This window comes from Mycolicibacterium sichuanense (assembly GCF_033741125.1).
Lineage (GTDB): Bacteria > Actinomycetota > Actinomycetes > Mycobacteriales > Mycobacteriaceae > Mycobacterium.
Window position 1 is genome coordinate 409,708 of sequence record NZ_JAWQPU010000005.1, and the last position, 15,836, is coordinate 425,543.

Consider the following 15,836-nt stretch of genomic DNA (forward strand, 5'->3'; position numbering starts at 1 on the left):
TCTTCGAGGAGGGCAGCCGATGACGCCGTCACCCGGTTTGCGAAGCGCCAAGTGGTTTGCCGGCCGGGACGTTCCCGGCTTCGTCCACCGGTCGGCGATGCGCGCCTCCGGCTTCTCGCGAATGGCGGTCGACGGACGTCCGATCGTCGGCATCTGCAACTCGTGGTCCGAAGTCGTCAACTGCAACATGCACTTTCGCGGGTTGGCCGACTCAGTGCGCCGCGGGGTGCTCGCGGCTGGCGGGTTCCCCCTCGAGTTCCCCACCATCTCCCTCGGCGAACAACTCATGAAACCGACCACCATGTTGTTCCGCAATCTGATGGCGATGGACGTCGAGGAATCCATCAGGGCCTATCCCTTCGACGCCGTCGTCCTGCTCGGCGGGTGCGACAAGACCGTGCCGGCCCAGCTGATGGGGGCGGCCAGCGCCGACGTTCCCGCGATCGCCCTCACCGGTGGGCCAGCAGCGCCGGCGGTCTTCGATGGCAAACGACTCGGGGTGGGCACCGACCTGTGGCAGTACATCGACGACGTGCGGGCCGGCCGGATGTCGATGGACGACTACGACCGCCTGGAGGCGGCGGCCGGGCCGTCCCGGGGGCACTGCCCGGAGATGGGCACCGCCTCCACCATGGCCACCCTGGTCGAAGGCCTCGGCATGACCCTGCCGGGGACGGCCGCCGTGCCGGCGATGGACTCCCGCCGGCTGCAGGTGGCCGAGGAGTGCGGGGCTCGAGCCGTCGGGCTGGCGATCGAGAAGCTGCGCCCGTCACAGGTGCTCACCCACGAGGCCTTCGACAACGCCATCACCCTGATGCTGGCCGTCGGTGGATCGACCAACGCGATCGTGCACCTGCTCGCCATCGCCGGCCGGGTGGGGGTTCCCTTGTCGCTGAACCGGTTCCACGAGTTGTCCGCCCGCACCCCGCTGATGGTGAACGTGCGGCCGGCCGGGGAACACCTCGTCGAGCAGGTCTTCCACGCCGGCGGCATTCCCGCCGTGCTGAAGGCCCTCGAGCCGCTGTTGCACACCGGGGCTCTCACCGTCACCGGCAAGAGTGTGGCCGAGAACCTGCCGCCCGAGCCGGCAGCCGACACGTCGATCATCGCCACGCTCGACGCGCCGTTCCAACCACCGGGCGGGTTGGCCGTCGTGCGCGGCAACCTCGCTCCGAACGGCGCGGTGATCAAGTGCAGCGCCGCAACCCCGGAGCTCCTGGTCCATCGGGGTCCGGCCGTCGTGTTCGAGGACATGAGGGATCTGATGGCGCGGTTCGACGATCCCGATCTCGACGTGACGGCGGACTCCGTGCTGGTGCTGCGCTCCGCCGGACCGCGAGGCGCACCGGGGATGCCCGAATGGGGCCAGCTGCCGATCCCGACGAAACTCCTCAAGCAGGGCGTCACGGACATGGTCCGCATCTCCGACGCCCGCATGAGCGGGACCGCCTACGGCACCTGCGTTCTGCACGTCAGCCCCGAGTCGGCGGCGGGCGGCCCGCTCGGCCTGGTCCGCGACGGTGACGTCATCGCGCTCGATGCGCGTGCGGGCACCCTCGAGCTGGTGGTGCCCGATGCCGAGCTGGCCGAGCGGCGCGCGCATCCGATCCCGCGGCCGTCCCGACCACAGCGCGGATACGCCGCGATGTACGTCGAACGCGTCACGCAGGCCGATCAGGGGTGCGACTTCGACTTCCTGCGCGGCCGCTCTCAGCACCCCGACGAGGAGCCCGACGCCATCTTCGAGGGGTGGGTCGGCGGGTGGTGACGGGGTGCTGACGCCGGGGTGATGATGTAGTCGACGGGACACCGACGACGAGGAGTACGGGTGGCACGACGCGTGTTCACAGCGGCTGCGCTGTGCGTCCTGACCCTCTACGTCGGCGGGTGCACGACGGCCCCGACGACGTCACCCGCTGCCTCGTCGGCGGCGGCCGGTGTCGCGACGTGTCCGCTGGCGACCCTGCCTCCGGAGGCGGCCGACACCGTGCGCGACATCCACACCGGCGGGCCGTTTCCGTTTCCCCGCAATGACGGTGTGGTGTTCGGCAACCGCGAGGGCCACCTACCGCGGCAAGTCAAGGGTTTCTACCACGAATACACCGTGGTCACCCCGGGTGCTCCGAACCGCTCGACGCGGCGCATCATCACCGGTGGACTCCCGCTGACGAGTCCGCCGCAGTACTTCTACACCGCCGACCACTACGACTCCTTCTGCCTGGTCGCCGACGCCGGAGGGGCACGATGACGGAACCGCTGGTCTTCCACCTCGATGGCCGGAGAATCAGGACGACCAAGGACTTCTACCGGGAAATAGGGCGTGCGGTGAATGGCGCCGGCGGATACTTCGGCCGCAATCTCGACGCGCTGACCGATTGCCTGCGAGGCGGATTCGGCACCCCGGACGATCGGCCCTTCGAGTTCGAATGGCAGCACAGCGACCGGTCTCGCCGCCATCTCGAGAGCGGTTTCGTCGACGCGGTCCGAGCGGTCTTCCACGACGCCGGGGTCACGCTGAGCCTACGCTGAGCATCTACTGACCATTTGCCATGACTACGCCTGACCGTACGATTTACCGACGACGAGCATAGCTCGTCGCCTGCGCTACCCGTCGACCAGTCGCCCGTTGTCGACGCGGCCGCCCCCTCGCCGCGCGCACCAGCGCCGTGCCACGAACCCGTGGCGCCGCCACTGGGTGATCAGCGTGCGCGGCTCACCAGCAGGCCACGCCACCGACGAGGGTTCCGCAAGCGTTGCTGTCGTCGGCGCTCGCCATGCCAGAGGGGGCGGTTGCCAGCGCTACGGCGATGAACATGGCTGAAATGACGTACCTCATCTGTTACTCCTGGTAGCTGACCCGCAGTGAAGCCGACCCGTGTTAACTAGAATTACTTACCTTAGCGTAAACCGTGATTTTGGCAACTTCCTCGGCGGCCATCGGTGTCGCGTACCGGGCCCGCAACTCCCACGCCAAACTCCTACGGAGCGGACCCCCGGAGATCGTGGCCGTTCAAGGGTGTCCACCCCCGGCGCCCCGGCCGGAGTCAGCTAAGGCGCCAGGTCCGGACTTCGCGCCGTGGGCCGGCGTGCCGACTCTCCACCCGGCCGGCGATCCACCGCACCCATCGACGCGACACGTGGGAGCAAAATTTGCTGGCTGGTCGGAGACCCAGGTCGCGAGTGCGGCCCTACCGGCACTGCCGGCAAGTAAGCTCTGCAGCGTGCGTGCACTGACGATGGCCGATCCCGAGCTGGAGGTCCGTCCCGACCTGACCGGCGCCGGTGAGCTGCCCGCGCACTCGCGAATCGGGCAGTGGCTCGAAGGCCTGATCGCCTCCCGCAGGCTGCAACCCGGGGACAGGCTGCCCTCGGAGGTGGACATCGCGGCGGCGCTGGGCGTGAGCCGGATGACGCTGCGTCAGGCGCTCGGTTCGATCGAGGCCAAGGGGCTCATCGACCGGCGGCGCGGCCGCTTCGGCGGAAACTTCGTCACCTCCCCCCGCTTCGAGTTCGACCACGCCACTCTTCCCGGCTTCACCGAGCAGATGCGCCGGATTCACGTCGAGGCCGGCGCACACGTCCTCAAGGCCGTCACCCGCCGACCCACCGCCGACGTTCGCGAGGGCCTTGGTCTCGAGCGCGGTGACCGGGTCCACGAGGTCCTTCGTGCGAGGTCGGCCAATGGCGAGCCAATCGTGTTGGAGGAGGCCTACTTTCCGGCGCACGTCTTCCCCGGCATGCTTTCGGCGAATCTGACCGGCTCGCTGTATGCAGTAATGCGAGAACATGATTCGGCCCCGTTCGCCGCCGACGAGCGGATCGAGGCAACTCAGGCGGACGAACGACAGGCCGAGATCCTGGACGTGGCGCCGGGGGCACCGTTACTGCTCATCACGCGAACGTCGTTCACCGAGGCGGGCATTGCGGTCGAGTACGCCCACGACTACCACCGGTCGGACCGCACGCGCATCCGCATCCGGTCCCGCGTCGACAGTGGCGCGCAGACCGTCGTCGAGCCGTTTCCCGCGTCGTCCTAGTAGACGACGGCTCCCAAGGAGAGGACGGCCGGTTCGAGCGTCCGCGACACCAGCCGGCGATGGAGCCGATACTTCAAAGTCTAGACGTTTAACACGCAACGTCCTAGAGTGGGGCGCGCAACCAACACCCCTCGCCGGCCCGCCAGGGAGTCCCGTCAATGTCGTCCTTCCTCACCGATGCCCAACTCGACGAACTACTAGATCGAATCCCCGCCCTGGCGGGGCGTCCGCGCCAGCTCGAAGCGCTTTCCGGTGGACTGACCAATCGCAACGTGAAGGTGAGCACCCCCGACGGGGTCTACGTCGCACGGTGCTGTGACACCAGCTCGAACCTGCTGGGGATCGACCGCGACCAGGAGTACGCCAACTCCAAGGCGGCCGAACGCGCCGGTGTGGGGGCACCGGTGATCGACTACGTACCGGAACTGGGGATCCTGCTGCTGGGCTATCTCGACGGGACGACGTTGACCAACGCCGACTTCGGTCGCCCCGGCGTCGTCGCCAGGGCCGCCGGAGCCATCCGCGCCCTGCATCAGGGGCCACGTTTCCGCGGTGAGTTCGACATGTTCGCAGTGCAACCCAGATACCTGAACACCGTGCGCCAACACGGCTTCAAGATCCCGCGCGACTACCTCGCCTACGCTGCGCCGTTCGCCCGGATCGAGAAGGCACTGAGGACGGGTGATCAGACGACGGTGCCGTGCAACAACGACCTGCTGGCAGGCAACTTCATCGACGATGGCGACGAGATGTGGTTGATCGACTATGAATACTCCGGCAACAACGACCCCTGCTTCGAACTGGGCAACGTCTGGAGTGAGTGCGGGCTGTCCCTCGACCAGCTCGAGGAGCTCGTCACCACCTACTACGGGCGACCGCGCCCGCAGCAGGTTGCCCGAGCTCGCCTGCAGGGCATCGTGGCCAAGTACGGCTGGACCCTGTGGGGTTGCATCCAAGATGCCTCTTGCGCATTGGACGTCGACTTCTGGGACTGGGCCATGGAGCGCTACGACGGTGCCGTGGCCGAGTTCACCGGGCCCGACTTCGAGCGACTACTGACCGACGCCACCGCACCCGACTGACCGCCGACTTCACACCAGTACCTCGAAACGGAGCCCACATGGCCACCAAGACCCTGCCCGAGCGCGCCCGCGTCGTCGTCATCGGCGGCGGTGTCATCGGCACCAGCGTCGCCTATCACCTCACCAAGCTCGGCAGCACCGACGTGGTGCTGCTCGAACAGGGCCAGCTCTCCTCGGGCACCACCTGGCACGCGGCGGGCCTGGTCGGGCAGCTCCGGGCCTCGGAGAGCCTCACCCGCCTCGTGCAGTACTCCACCCAGCTCTACGCCGATCTGGAGAACGAGACCGGGCTCTCGGCGGGTTACAAGCGCTGCGGCGGCGTGACGGTGGCCCGCACCGAGGATCGAATGACCCAGCTGCGGCGCACCGCGGCCAGCGCCGAGGCATTCGGCATGGAGTGCGAGTTGCTCACGCCCACAGAGGCTCTGGGGCACTACCCGGTGATGCGGATCGACGATCTCGTCGGCGCCATCTGGCTGCCAGGTGATGGCAAGGCCAATCCGACCGACCTCACCTTCGCCTTGGCGAAGGGCGCCCGGATGCGCGGCGCGGTGGTGATCGAGAAGATCCGGGTACTCGACGTCCTGACCGCCGACGGCCGTGTCACGGGCGTGCGGACCGATGCCGGGGACATCGAGGCCGAGATCGTCGTGAACTGTGCAGGGCAGTGGGCCAAGCAGGTGGGTGCCATGGCGGGCGCCAACGTGCCACTGCACTCCGCCGAGCACTTCTACGTGGTCAGCGAGGACATCGTGGGAGTCCATCCCGACCTACCGATCCTGCGCGACCCCGATGGCTACACCTACTTCAAGGAGGAGGTCGGTGGCCTGGTCATCGGCGGCTTCGAACCCGAGGCCAAGCCGTGGGTGTCTCCAGACCGGATTCCCTACCCGTTCGAATTCCAACTGCTCGAGGAGGATTGGGAGCACTTCGAGATCCTGATGGACAACGCGCTGCTGCGCATTCCCGTGCTCGAGCACACCGGCATCAAGAAGTTCTACAACGGCCCCGAGAGCTTCACCCCCGACAACCAGTTCATCCTCGGGGAGGCGCCGGAGGTGGCCAACTTCTTCGTCGGGGCGGGTTTCAACTCCGTCGGCATCGCCACCGCGGGCGGCGCGGGCCGGGCGCTGGCCGAGTGGATCGTCGACGGCGCGCCCACCGGAGACCTCACCGGCGTGGACATTCGTCGCTTCGCCCCGTTCAACGGCAACAACCGCTGGCTGCACGACCGGGTTGCCGAGGTCCTGGGTGTGCATTACGAAATCCCGTGGCCCAATCGTGAATTGACCACCGCCCGGCCGTTCCGGCGGTCACCCGTACACCACCTGCTCGAGGCAGCGGGCGCGAACTTCGGCAGCAAGATGGGCTGGGAGCGCGCGAACTTCTTCGCCCCGGCCGGCCGGGAGCCCACCATCGAGTACACCTGGGGCAAGCCGAACTGGCTGCCCTGGTCGGCCGCCGAGCAGGCCACCACCCGCTCGGCCGTCACCGTGTTCGACCAGACCTCGTTCTCGAAGTACCTCGTCGTGGGGCGTGATGCCGAGGCCGCTCTGCAATGGCTGTGCACTGGCGACGTCGGTGTCGAGGTGGGCAGGTCGGTCTACACCGGAATGCTCGACGAGCGAGGCTGCTACCAGTCCGACGTCACCGTCACGCGGACGGGTCCCGAGGAGTTCCTCGTCGTCAGCAGCGCCGCCACCACCGAGCGCGACAAGGACCACGTCCGCAAGAACGTGCCAGCGGGGCTGCACGCCACGCTGGTCGACGTCACCTCGGCCTACGCCGTGTTCGGGGTGATGGGACCCAGATCGCGCGACCTGCTGTCGGCACTCAGCGACGCCGATTGGTCCGACGATGCGTTCCCCTTCGGCACCAGCCAGGTGATCTCACTGGGCCATGCCACCGTCCGGGCCACCCGCATCACCTACGTTGGCGAACTCGGGTGGGAGCTCTACGTTCCGACCGAGTTCGCCGTTGGCGTCTACGAGGACCTGATGACCGTCGGGGCCCGGTTCGGGGTCGGCCGCGGTGGCTACTACGCCATCGATTCACTGCGGCTGGAGAAGGGGTATCGGGCATTCGGCCGCGAGTTGACGCCCAGCGAGAACCCCGTCGAGGCGGGGCTGCTGTTCACCTGCAAGCTCAAGACCGACGTCGCGTTCCTGGGACGTGAAGCAGTGGAGAAGGCCAAGGCCGAGGGTCCACGCAAGAAGCTGGTCAGCTTCTCGGTCGACTCCCCCGAGGCCATGCTGTGGGGCGGCGAGTCGATCCTGCGCGACGGCAAGGTCGCCGGACAGGTCACCTCGGCGGCGTGGGGCGAGACCACCGGCGCGTGCGTCGGTCTGACCTACCTGCGTGCCCCCGACCGCGCCACCATCGACGCGGGCTGGGTGACGTCGGGCCGCTACGAGGTCAACGTCGGCGGCCAACTGCATCCGATCTCGGTGTCCCTGCCGCCGATCTACGACCCCACCAACCAACGGATCCGCAGCTGAGCGCGCTTCGGGGATTGCGCGCTGCCGGGCGGCAGGTGGACGGTGCTTCGACCAAGATCACCGGATTCGCCCCGTCGTGTGCCTCCTCGTGAACCCGCTGCCAAGTCGCGCGGCACGTTTGCGTCTCACCGCATCCGGTGGCATGGTCGAGCGCAACCCGGGAGGGTGATTTCCGCGACAGCATCTGGCTCGTCGGACAGCAAGCGATAGGTGGGAGCACCGACGAGTGACGGAATACGTCTACGACCTGTCGGATCCCGAGCGCGACGCGCTCACGGAGCAGTTCCTGGGCACCAAGAAGCTCGGGTGCAACCGCTTCGCCTGTTTCACCATCGAGGGCGACGACCCGTTCGCCAACATCGCGCGCCAGGTCGAGCGCGAGGTGTTCGAGGACTCCTGGGGCAATGACTCCGCGACGATGAAGCGCGAGTACGGCCCCTACGACGACAGCAGCGTGTTCTTCATGGCCGTGGATACGCACGCCGGAGTGCCGGCCGGCGTCCTGCGGATGATCCGCAACTCGTCGGCGGGCCTGAAGACGATCGTCGACCTCGACGACTGCGCCAAGTCCCCGATCGCGCCGACCGCGATCGCGGCGGCCGACGTCATGCGCCACCACGGCATCGAGGACCTCGACCGCTGCTGGGACGGCGCCACCGCGGCCATCCCGCGCAAGTACCGCAGGAAGCTGGCCGCCACCCACGTGCAAATCATGCGCATCGTCGCCCTGGCCGCCATGCGGGAGAACATCGAACACTTCGTGTCGGTGCTGGACGCCCCCGTGGTCAGGGCCGCGCGCGACGTCCTCGGGCTACCCCTGGTGCCGCTGGCGGGCACGCCACCGTTCACCCACATGGACGCCCCGAACAACCAGGCGGTCTACGCGCATGTGCCGTCGCTCCTGCGGATCGCCCAACGGCGTAATCGCAAGGTGGGACAGAAGATTCGTGATTGCTTCGGCGAGAAGACGATGCCCGGCATGGACCAGTTCGCCGCGAGATGACGCCATGTTCGGCGGGCCCGCATGGCGGCCGGGGGTGACGGCATGCTGACCGTGGACCTGACCAACGTGGTACGGGAGTACCACACCGGTGGTCACGTGGTCCGCGCCCTCGATCGCGTCACGGTGCGGATCAACGGCGGCGAATTCACCTCCATCGTCGGACCGTCGGGTGCGGGCAAGAGCACGCTGCTGCAGCTCCTCGGCGCGCTCGATTCGCCGGATTCCGGTTCCATCCAGTTCAACGGCACCGAGATCGGCACGATGACCGACGAGCAGCAGTCGACGTTCCGGCGCCATCAGGTGGGCTTCGTCTTCCAGTTCTTCAACCTGCTGCCGACCCTGACGGCATGGGAGAACGTGGCCCTGCCAATGTTGCTCGACGGCAAGAAGCTGCGCCAGGTGCGGCGCGATGCCATCCGGCTGCTGGATCGGGTCGGCCTCGGCGACCGCGTCGGCCACCGGCCCGCCGAGCTGTCCGGCGGACAGATGCAGCGCGTCGCCGTCGCCCGCGCTCTGATGATGGACCCGCCGCTCATCCTCGCCGACGAGCCGACGGGCAACCTCGACTCGTCCACCGGGGCCGCGATCATGGAACTCCTCGGTCACGTCGCGCACGACGACGGCGCCGAACGGGCCGTCGTGATGGTCACCCACAACCTGGAGGCGGCCGCGCAGACCGATCGGGTGCTGACGGTGCAGGACGGCCGGCTGACGTCCGACGCGGCGCCGACCCGCACCGCACCAGACGGCGGCCGGCACGCGGTGGGCATCCGCGACCAGCCCACCGACATCATCCCCACCGTTCACCACGGCGCGTTCACCTCGAGCGCGCTCGTCGCCTCGCCCGCCGGGCGCCGCGGCAGGCACTCGGCCCGCCGGTCCTAGCGCAGTGCCCATCGCCGCCTTCAGCCGACTTCGCGTGCTCAACGTCCGTGAGCTGCGCACCCACTGGGGACGCGCCGTGGCGTCGGTGGTGGTGGTCGCGGTGTCGGCCGCCCTGTTGGTCGCCGTGCTCGGCGTCTCCGGCTCCATCACCGGTTCGATCGACCGGCTGGCGTCCAGCATCGGCGGCGACGCCGACCTCGAGGTGTCCGGCATCACCGGCGAGGGTGTCGACGAGGGCACGCTCGGCACCGTCGCGGCCGTGCAGGACGTCACGGCCGCAGTGCCGCTGGTGCGTGCCAGGGTCACCGCCGACGCGCAACCTGCACTGCTGATCGGGCTCGGCCAGAACGCCTCCGACCTGCACTCCGATCTGCAGACCGCGATTCAGCAGCAACTGACCTCCGGGGCGCCGGTGACCTCGGCGCCCAACGGCGTCATCGTCGGCGCCGGGCTCGGCATCGCCAAGGGGGTGACCTTCCACGTCGCGGATTCGACATCGGTCACCGCGGTCGCGGTGGTCGACGGCCCCGCAGCGCGACGTCTCAACGACGCCCACTTCGTGATTGCTCCGCTGGCCCTGGCCCAGCAGATCTCGGGCCGCGAACACCGGCTCGACTCGATCCTGCTGTTCACCTCCCCCGGCGCGGACGTCGCCCGCGTGCGCGACGCGGTGTCGGCCGCGGTCGACGGGCGTGCGGTGGTCGCCACGCCCAGCTTCCGCGCCGCGCAGGCCAGCAGCTCGTTCGCCATCCTGCAGGCGATGACGCTGCTGGCGGCGTCGGTCTCGCTGGTGGTGGCGGCGTTCCTGAGTTACAACGCGATGAGCATTGCCATCGCCCAGCGCCGCCCCCTGATCTCCACGATGCGCGCCCTCGGCGGTCGTCGCCGCACGATCATGTCCGACATGCTGGCCGAGGCCGCCCTGGTGGGCCTGCTCGGTGGCGTGGTCGGTTCGGCATTCGGCGTCCTCATCGGCTATCTCGCCGTCGACGAGTTGCCCTCGACGATGGTGCAGACCCTCGACGCGCGACTCGAGTACGTGCTGTCGCCGTGGGTCGTGCCGCTGGCCGTGGCGGCATGCGTGACCGCCAGCGTGACCGCGTCCGCGCTGGCCGCCAGACAGGTGCACGCGGTGGCCCCGATCGAGGCGTTGGCCCCAAGCGGGTCGGCCAACGCAGAAGCCGGATCGCGGCGGCTTCGGATCATCGCCGGCGTCGGCGGCGCCACCCTGCTCGTCGCGACGATCGTCGTCGTCAACGCGGGCCTGGGCCAACTCGCCATCGTTTCGATCGCGTTGGCGTTCATCGGTTTCAGCGCGTTGTGCTTCGCCTTCTCCACACCCATCATCAAGGCCGCGGCGGCGGTGGCGAGACGCTTCGGCGCGGCCGGCGTGCTGGGAGCCGCCAGCATCGAACGCGCTCCACGTCGGATGTGGGTGGCGATGATGACGGTGCTGACCGCAGTGGTCACCACCGTCGCCGTGACCGGAGCCACCAGCAATGCCGTCGACTCGACGGTCGCCTCGTTCGCCTCGATCGCCAAGGCCGACGTTTGGGTGAGTTCGGCGGCGCCGACCGACTACTCCTCGGCGCTGCTGCCGCCCGAGACCACCGCTGCCGTCACGGCGGTGCCGGGTGTCGAGCGGGTGGTGCCCGACCAGATGGCGTTCGCCACGGTGGGCGATACCCGGGTGATGCTGCTCGGCATCGCCGCGGACTCGCACCGCGACATCTACACCTCGCTCTCGCCACGGGATCGCGAGAAGCTGCTCGCCGGCGAGGGGGTCGCGTTGTCGCGCGACCTCGGCCGGTCGATGAACGTGGCTGCCGGTGACCAGATCTCACTTCAGACCCCGACCGGCCGGCACACGGTGCAGGTGTTGGCCCTGGTGCCGTACTTCTCGGGGATGACCGGCACCGTGGCATTGAGCCTGGACGCCATGCAGGGCTGGTTCGACCGTCCCGGCGCGAGCGACCTCGAGATCACCGTCGCGCCGGGCACCGACCATGCGAAGGTCCAGGAGGCGATCCAGCGCGTCGTCTCCCCCGGCACGTTCGTCTACTCCGGTGACGACGCGCTTGCCGGCGTGGCCAGCGCACTGGACCAGGTGATCGCCGTCATCACCATCATCGCGTGGATCGTCGTGGCGGTCTCGGCGATCACGCTGCTCAATACGCTCATGCTGTCGGTGCTCGACCGGCGCCGCGAGATCGGCGTGCTGCGGGCGATCGGGGCGACCCGGGCCTTCACGCTGAGGGCAATCCTGTCGGAGGCGGCCGGCATCGGCATCGTCGGTGGCCTGCTCGGAATGGTGCTCGGCGCCGTCATCCAGTATCTGACCGCGATCGCGCTGACCGACGTGCTCAGCATCGACGTCCAGTGGCGGCCCAGCGCGTCGATGGCGTTGATCGGGCTTGGCGCGCTGGCGATCTGCCTGCTCGGATCGGTCCCACCGGCTGTCCGAGCCGCGCGTCTGGACATCGTGGACGCGGTCGGCGTCGACTGATCCTCACCGGGTGAACCAGGCGAACCAGTCGCGGCTCGAGGCATCGAAGTAGTGCTTCGGTGAGACCTTCTCGTCGGGGAACAGCTTGAAGCCCTGCGGGGGACCGCCGGGCTGGGGGTGGAAGTAGGCCCCGCTGACCCAGTCCGGATTGATGTCGAGCTCCATGCCGCGCACGACACCGGCGTCCAGCAGGATGCGGCCCAGTGTGCATACCGACAGCGCCGGGCCCGCGACATAGACCTCGACACCGCTTGCGGTGACGCCGAATCCGGACCGGTGGATGAACGCGGTCTGCCCGATCGTGGTACCCCACTCCCGGGTGCCTCCGGTCGCGCAGGTTCCGTTGAGCTCCCCACCGTCGACGAGCGGCACCAGGTTCTGTCGCACGCTCACCACGTCCGGAGCCATCCGCACCTCGTGATTCCAGCTGCCGACGTCGGCGGTGCCGTTGGCGTGCAGCACCAGGCTGGCCTCGCCGTCGAGCAGCGGCTTCACCGTGCGCCCCTGGCTGTAGTAGCCAGGGTGGCTGGGGTCGGTCAGACGGAATCCACCGTTGAAGGCCACTGCGACGCTTTGCAACTCGGTCCGGGTGAATGCCGGCGACGAAGACCAGGACCCGCCGGGATCGGTCGTCCCCGGCCGCATCTCGCCGCGCACCAGGGCGGGATCCATGCGTAGCACCCCCACGACGAACGAGGTGTGCTGTCCGTCCGGACGCAGGGCCGCCACCTGGACCGCGGGACGGTTGCCGACGCTGACCACCGTCTGCCAGCTGCCCTCCCCCGGCAGCGGGGACGTGCCGCCCAGCGGGGCCAGCGGCACAGACGGCAGCGTGGTCGACATGGCGCCCTGGGCAACCGCGCCCGCGACGGCGGGGATGCCCCCTGCCGGCTGACCCCCGATCGGGGGTTGGTTGCGCAGGTAGAGCTGCTTCTCCAGCCACGTCACCTCGACGTTGAGGCCGTGACTGCGCCCCCACTCGGCGAGCTTGGCCGCGACGCCGTCCGAGCCAGGGACGCGCAACGCGTCCACGATGCACCCACCGACGGCCAGCCCGATGACGACGACCACCGCGAGCACGGCGCGCAACCAGCGTCGCCGGCGAGGCAGGCGATGTGCGGCACGATGCTCTCCACGGGGCGGGTCGTCGCGCTCGAGCACGGTCACCACCAACGCGCCCCCTCGTCATCGACCGCCGGCCGGCGATTCCCCAGGACGAGATTGCCAGCGATTCCTGGTAGTTCGCTGAACGTTAGGTGTGCGCCATGAATTCGACGACGATGCGGCCAAGTTCGGCACCCCGCTGCTCCTGGACGAAGTGGCCCGCACCGGTGATCGTGACGTGGTTCTGGCCGCGCGCACCGGGGACGCGCTGTTGGAAGACCTCGTCCCACCCACGAGTCGCGGGATCTCCGTCGGAGTAGGCGGTGAGGAACGGTCGCCGCCAGCGTTCCAGCACCGCCATGGTGGCCCGGCCGATGACCGCACCAGCATCGGTGCGCGTGAGTGGAATGAGGGCGATCATCTGCCGCAACCCCGCCTGTGAGGCACGATCGGGAAACGGCGCGTCGTAGGCGGCCAACACGTCGGCGGGAAGCGGTCCGGCGACGGCGTCGAGGAAGAAGCTGGGCACGATGTCGGGAGCCCGCTGGTAGAAGCGCACGTAGTCCAGCAGCGTCTCCTGCAGCATCATCCGGCCGTCACCAACTCCGTGGTGCGCCCAGGTAAGCCGTCCCGCCAGCTCGGGTTCGCAGGTGTGCAGGATCGTGTTGGTCGCCACCACGCGGGCGAAGCGATCCTGGTCGCGGGCCAGCACACTCAGGCCCAGTGGGCCGCCCCAGTCCTGCACGACGAGCGTGACGTCGCGCAGATCCAGGGTGACGACCAGGTCGTGCAGCCAGTCGACGTGCCGCGCGAAGGTGTAGTCGGTGGCCTCGGTGAGTTTGTCGGAACGGCCGTATCCGATGTCGTCGGGAGCGATGACCCGGTGCCCCGCCGCGGTGAGCACGGGGATCACCGTGCGGTAGACGTAGGACCAGGTGGGCTGACCGTGCAGCAGCAGGACCACCGGGCCGTCGGCGGGCCCGGCGGCGACGAAATGCATTCGCAGCGGCGCGATTCCGTTCGTGGCTACGTCGACGTAGTTCGGGGTGAACGGGAAGCCGGGCAGGTCGGCGAATCGCTCGTCCGGTGTCCGCAGGACACCCATCGGGCAGCTACCTGGCGCCGGTGGCGAGTTGCGGATAGAGCGCTGTCACGCCCTCCACGAGGCCGGCCCGGACGCTGCGGCTGACGTCGTCGGCGAGCACCTCGTAGTCTCCGGCCGCCACCGCGTCGAGAGCCCGGCTGGCGACGTCGGCCGGACTGGACTTGGGTCCGTCCAGGCCGGCCGCCATGTCGGTGTCCATCAGCCCGACGTGTAGCGCCGTCACCACGACCCCGCGCTCGGCCAACGGCACCCGCACGGCGTTGGTCATCGACCATGCCGCGGACTTCGATGCGCAGTATCCGCTCAGATCGGGGTAGCTCACCCACGACAGCACCGAGAGCACGTTGAGGATGCCGCCCCCGCCGTTGCGCTCGATCACCGGCGCGAAGGCCCGCACCATCGCCAGCGTGCCGAAGTAGTTGGTGGCCATCTCGCGGTGGGCACCCTCCAGATCTCCGGTCAAGAGGTTCACGTCGGCCGCGATGCCGGCATTGTTGATCAGCAGCGTGACGTCGCCGGCTGCCTCCATGGCGGCGGTCACCGAGGCGGGGTCGGTGATGTCGACCGCCAGCGGGACGACGCCATCGACGTCCACGGAGTCGGGATTGCGAGCACCCCCGTACACCCGGGCCCCACGCTTGAGTAATTCGAGGCTGAACTCCCGTCCGAGCCCGCGGTTGGCGCCGGTGACCAGCGCCGTGCAGTTGGAGATGTCCACGGGGTCATCCTGCCCCGCGAGGCCCGCCGGCGCAGCCAGTTCGGCACCGGAGACCGGCTGGCACAGTGGTCTGGTGGCACGTGACACGGACCGGCCGAGCTACTGGAACCACAACACCGCCTACCACCCGTGGGTACTGCGCATCGCCGAGCGGCACCGCGGCGACGTTCTCGACGTGGGCTGCGGCGACGGTCTGCTGGCTGCCCGCCTCGCGCCGGTGTCGCGGTCGGTGATCGGCCTCGAACCCGACCCCCCGGCCGCCCAGCGAGCGCGCCGGCGCCTGGACGGGTTGGCCGGCGTCGTCGTGGTCGAGACGGCCTTCGAAGACTTCGACCCCGGGTCGCAGCGCTTCGATCTCGTCACGTTCGTGGCCAGCGTGCACCATCTGGACCTGCGCAGGTCGCTGCTCAAGGCGTGTGACCTGCTGCGGCCGTCGGGCGAGATCGCCGTGGTGGGCCTGGCGGCCAATCGCACCGTCCGGGACTGGCTGTGGGCGGCGGCCTGCCTGCCGGCCGCGCGGGTCGGCGGGTGGATGCATCACGAGACACCCAACGTCGGCGTGATCGTCGCGGAGCCGCGTGAGGGTCTCGCCGAGATCCGCGCGATCGCCGCCGACGTCCTGCCCGGCGCGTCGGTTCAGCGGCGGATGTACTACCGCTATCTGCTCCGCTGGCAAGGGTGACGGCGTCGCCGCGGCGATCGACTTGCCCGCGACACGAGCGGGAGGTGCGTCGAGATCCGGGCTCCGCACGTCCGACGAGCCAAGGTGACGACTAGGCCTCGATCCGTTCGCGATTCGTGCGCCATGGGCCCTTTTCCCATCCTCGACTTGTACAGTCGGCCCATCCGAAATACTCGGCTCGGCGACTCCGATCGAGCCGAGACACTTGGGGATTTG

12 protein-coding genes and 1 pseudogene are annotated in these 15,836 nt (G+C 68.9%); 10 read left to right on the forward strand and 3 right to left on the reverse strand.

Going from position 1 to position 15,836, the window contains the following annotated elements:
- Positions 1–19: 19 nt before the first annotated feature.
- From SBI80_RS17885 to SBI80_RS17925, 9 genes and pseudogenes are all read left to right on the forward strand, one after another.
- Positions 20–1,768: a dihydroxy-acid dehydratase gene (locus SBI80_RS17885; protein WP_318976140.1), complete on the forward strand. Its 1,749-nt coding sequence runs from the start codon at positions 20–22 to the stop codon at positions 1,766–1,768.
- Between the two features lie 60 nt (positions 1,769–1,828).
- Positions 1,829–2,248 (forward strand): guanyl-specific ribonuclease, encoded by a 420-nt coding sequence (locus SBI80_RS17890; protein WP_413232741.1) that lies wholly within the window; start codon positions 1,829–1,831, stop codon positions 2,246–2,248.
- Entirely contained in the window at positions 2,245–2,529 is a 285-nt protein-coding gene (locus SBI80_RS17895) for a barstar family protein (RefSeq protein ID WP_318976141.1), read from the forward strand. The genes SBI80_RS17890 and SBI80_RS17895 overlap by 4 nt, the downstream gene beginning before the upstream one ends.
- A gap of 692 nt (positions 2,530–3,221) precedes the next feature.
- A complete protein-coding gene (locus SBI80_RS17900) occupies positions 3,222–4,037 on the forward strand; it encodes a GntR family transcriptional regulator (RefSeq protein ID WP_318976142.1) in 816 nt (271 codons plus the stop codon).
- A 158-nt stretch (positions 4,038–4,195) separates the two neighbouring features.
- On the forward strand, positions 4,196–5,119 hold the full coding sequence (locus tag SBI80_RS17905) for a choline kinase family protein (protein WP_318976143.1): 924 nt from the start codon (positions 4,196–4,198) through the stop codon (positions 5,117–5,119).
- Positions 5,120–5,157: 38 nt separating this feature from the next.
- A complete protein-coding gene (locus tag SBI80_RS17910) occupies positions 5,158–7,617 on the forward strand; it encodes a GcvT family protein (RefSeq protein ID WP_318976144.1) in 2,460 nt (819 codons plus the stop codon).
- A 226-nt stretch (positions 7,618–7,843) separates the two neighbouring features.
- A complete protein-coding gene (locus tag SBI80_RS17915; protein WP_318976145.1) occupies positions 7,844–8,620 on the forward strand; it encodes a hypothetical protein in 777 nt (258 codons plus the stop codon).
- A 42-nt stretch (positions 8,621–8,662) separates the two neighbouring features.
- Positions 8,663–9,340: pseudogene (locus SBI80_RS17920) on the forward strand (ABC transporter ATP-binding protein); the annotation flags it as partial.
- Positions 9,341–9,509: 169 nt separating this feature from the next.
- Positions 9,510–12,011: an FtsX-like permease family protein gene (locus SBI80_RS17925; RefSeq protein ID WP_318976146.1), complete on the forward strand. Its 2,502-nt coding sequence runs from the start codon at positions 9,510–9,512 to the stop codon at positions 12,009–12,011.
- 3 nt (positions 12,012–12,014) lie between these two features.
- Here SBI80_RS17925 and SBI80_RS17930 read toward each other — a convergent pair whose 3' ends face one another.
- The 3 genes from SBI80_RS17930 to SBI80_RS17940 all read right to left on the reverse strand — a co-directional run bounded on the left by SBI80_RS17930 (position 12,015) and on the right by SBI80_RS17940 (position 14,938).
- Positions 12,015–13,178 carry a hypothetical protein gene (locus tag SBI80_RS17930; RefSeq protein WP_318976147.1) on the reverse strand — a complete coding sequence of 388 codons (1,164 nt, stop codon included), beginning with the start codon at positions 13,176–13,178 and terminating at the stop codon, positions 12,015–12,017.
- Between the two features lie 85 nt (positions 13,179–13,263).
- Positions 13,264–14,220 carry a haloalkane dehalogenase gene (locus SBI80_RS17935; RefSeq protein ID WP_318976148.1) on the reverse strand — a complete coding sequence of 319 codons (957 nt, stop codon included), beginning with the start codon at positions 14,218–14,220 and terminating at the stop codon, positions 13,264–13,266.
- Positions 14,221–14,227: 7 nt separating this feature from the next.
- On the reverse strand, positions 14,228–14,938 hold the full coding sequence (locus tag SBI80_RS17940; protein WP_318976149.1) for an SDR family oxidoreductase: 711 nt from the start codon (positions 14,936–14,938) through the stop codon (positions 14,228–14,230).
- A gap of 73 nt (positions 14,939–15,011) precedes the next feature.
- Here SBI80_RS17940 and SBI80_RS17945 point away from each other — a divergent pair, with 73 nt between their 5' ends.
- Entirely contained in the window at positions 15,012–15,620 is a 609-nt protein-coding gene (locus SBI80_RS17945; protein ID WP_318976150.1) for a class I SAM-dependent methyltransferase, read from the forward strand.
- Positions 15,621–15,836 lie beyond the last annotated feature (216 nt).

Bases quoted from the DNA above. Each gene is read 5' to 3' on its own strand.
- SBI80_RS17885 (WP_318976140.1), top strand. From the start codon at position 20: ATGACGCCGTCACCCGGTTTGCGAAGCGCCAAGTGGTTTGCCGGCCGG.
- SBI80_RS17895 (WP_318976141.1), top strand. From the start codon at position 2,245: ATGACGGAACCGCTGGTCTTCCACCTCGATGGCCGGAGAATCAGGACG.
- SBI80_RS17905 (WP_318976143.1), top strand. From the start codon at position 4,196: ATGTCGTCCTTCCTCACCGATGCCCAACTCGACGAACTACTAGATCGA.
- SBI80_RS17910 (WP_318976144.1), top strand. From the start codon at position 5,158: ATGGCCACCAAGACCCTGCCCGAGCGCGCCCGCGTCGTCGTCATCGGC.
- SBI80_RS17935 (WP_318976148.1), bottom strand. From the start codon at position 14,220: ATGGGTGTCCTGCGGACACCGGACGAGCGATTCGCCGACCTGCCCGGC.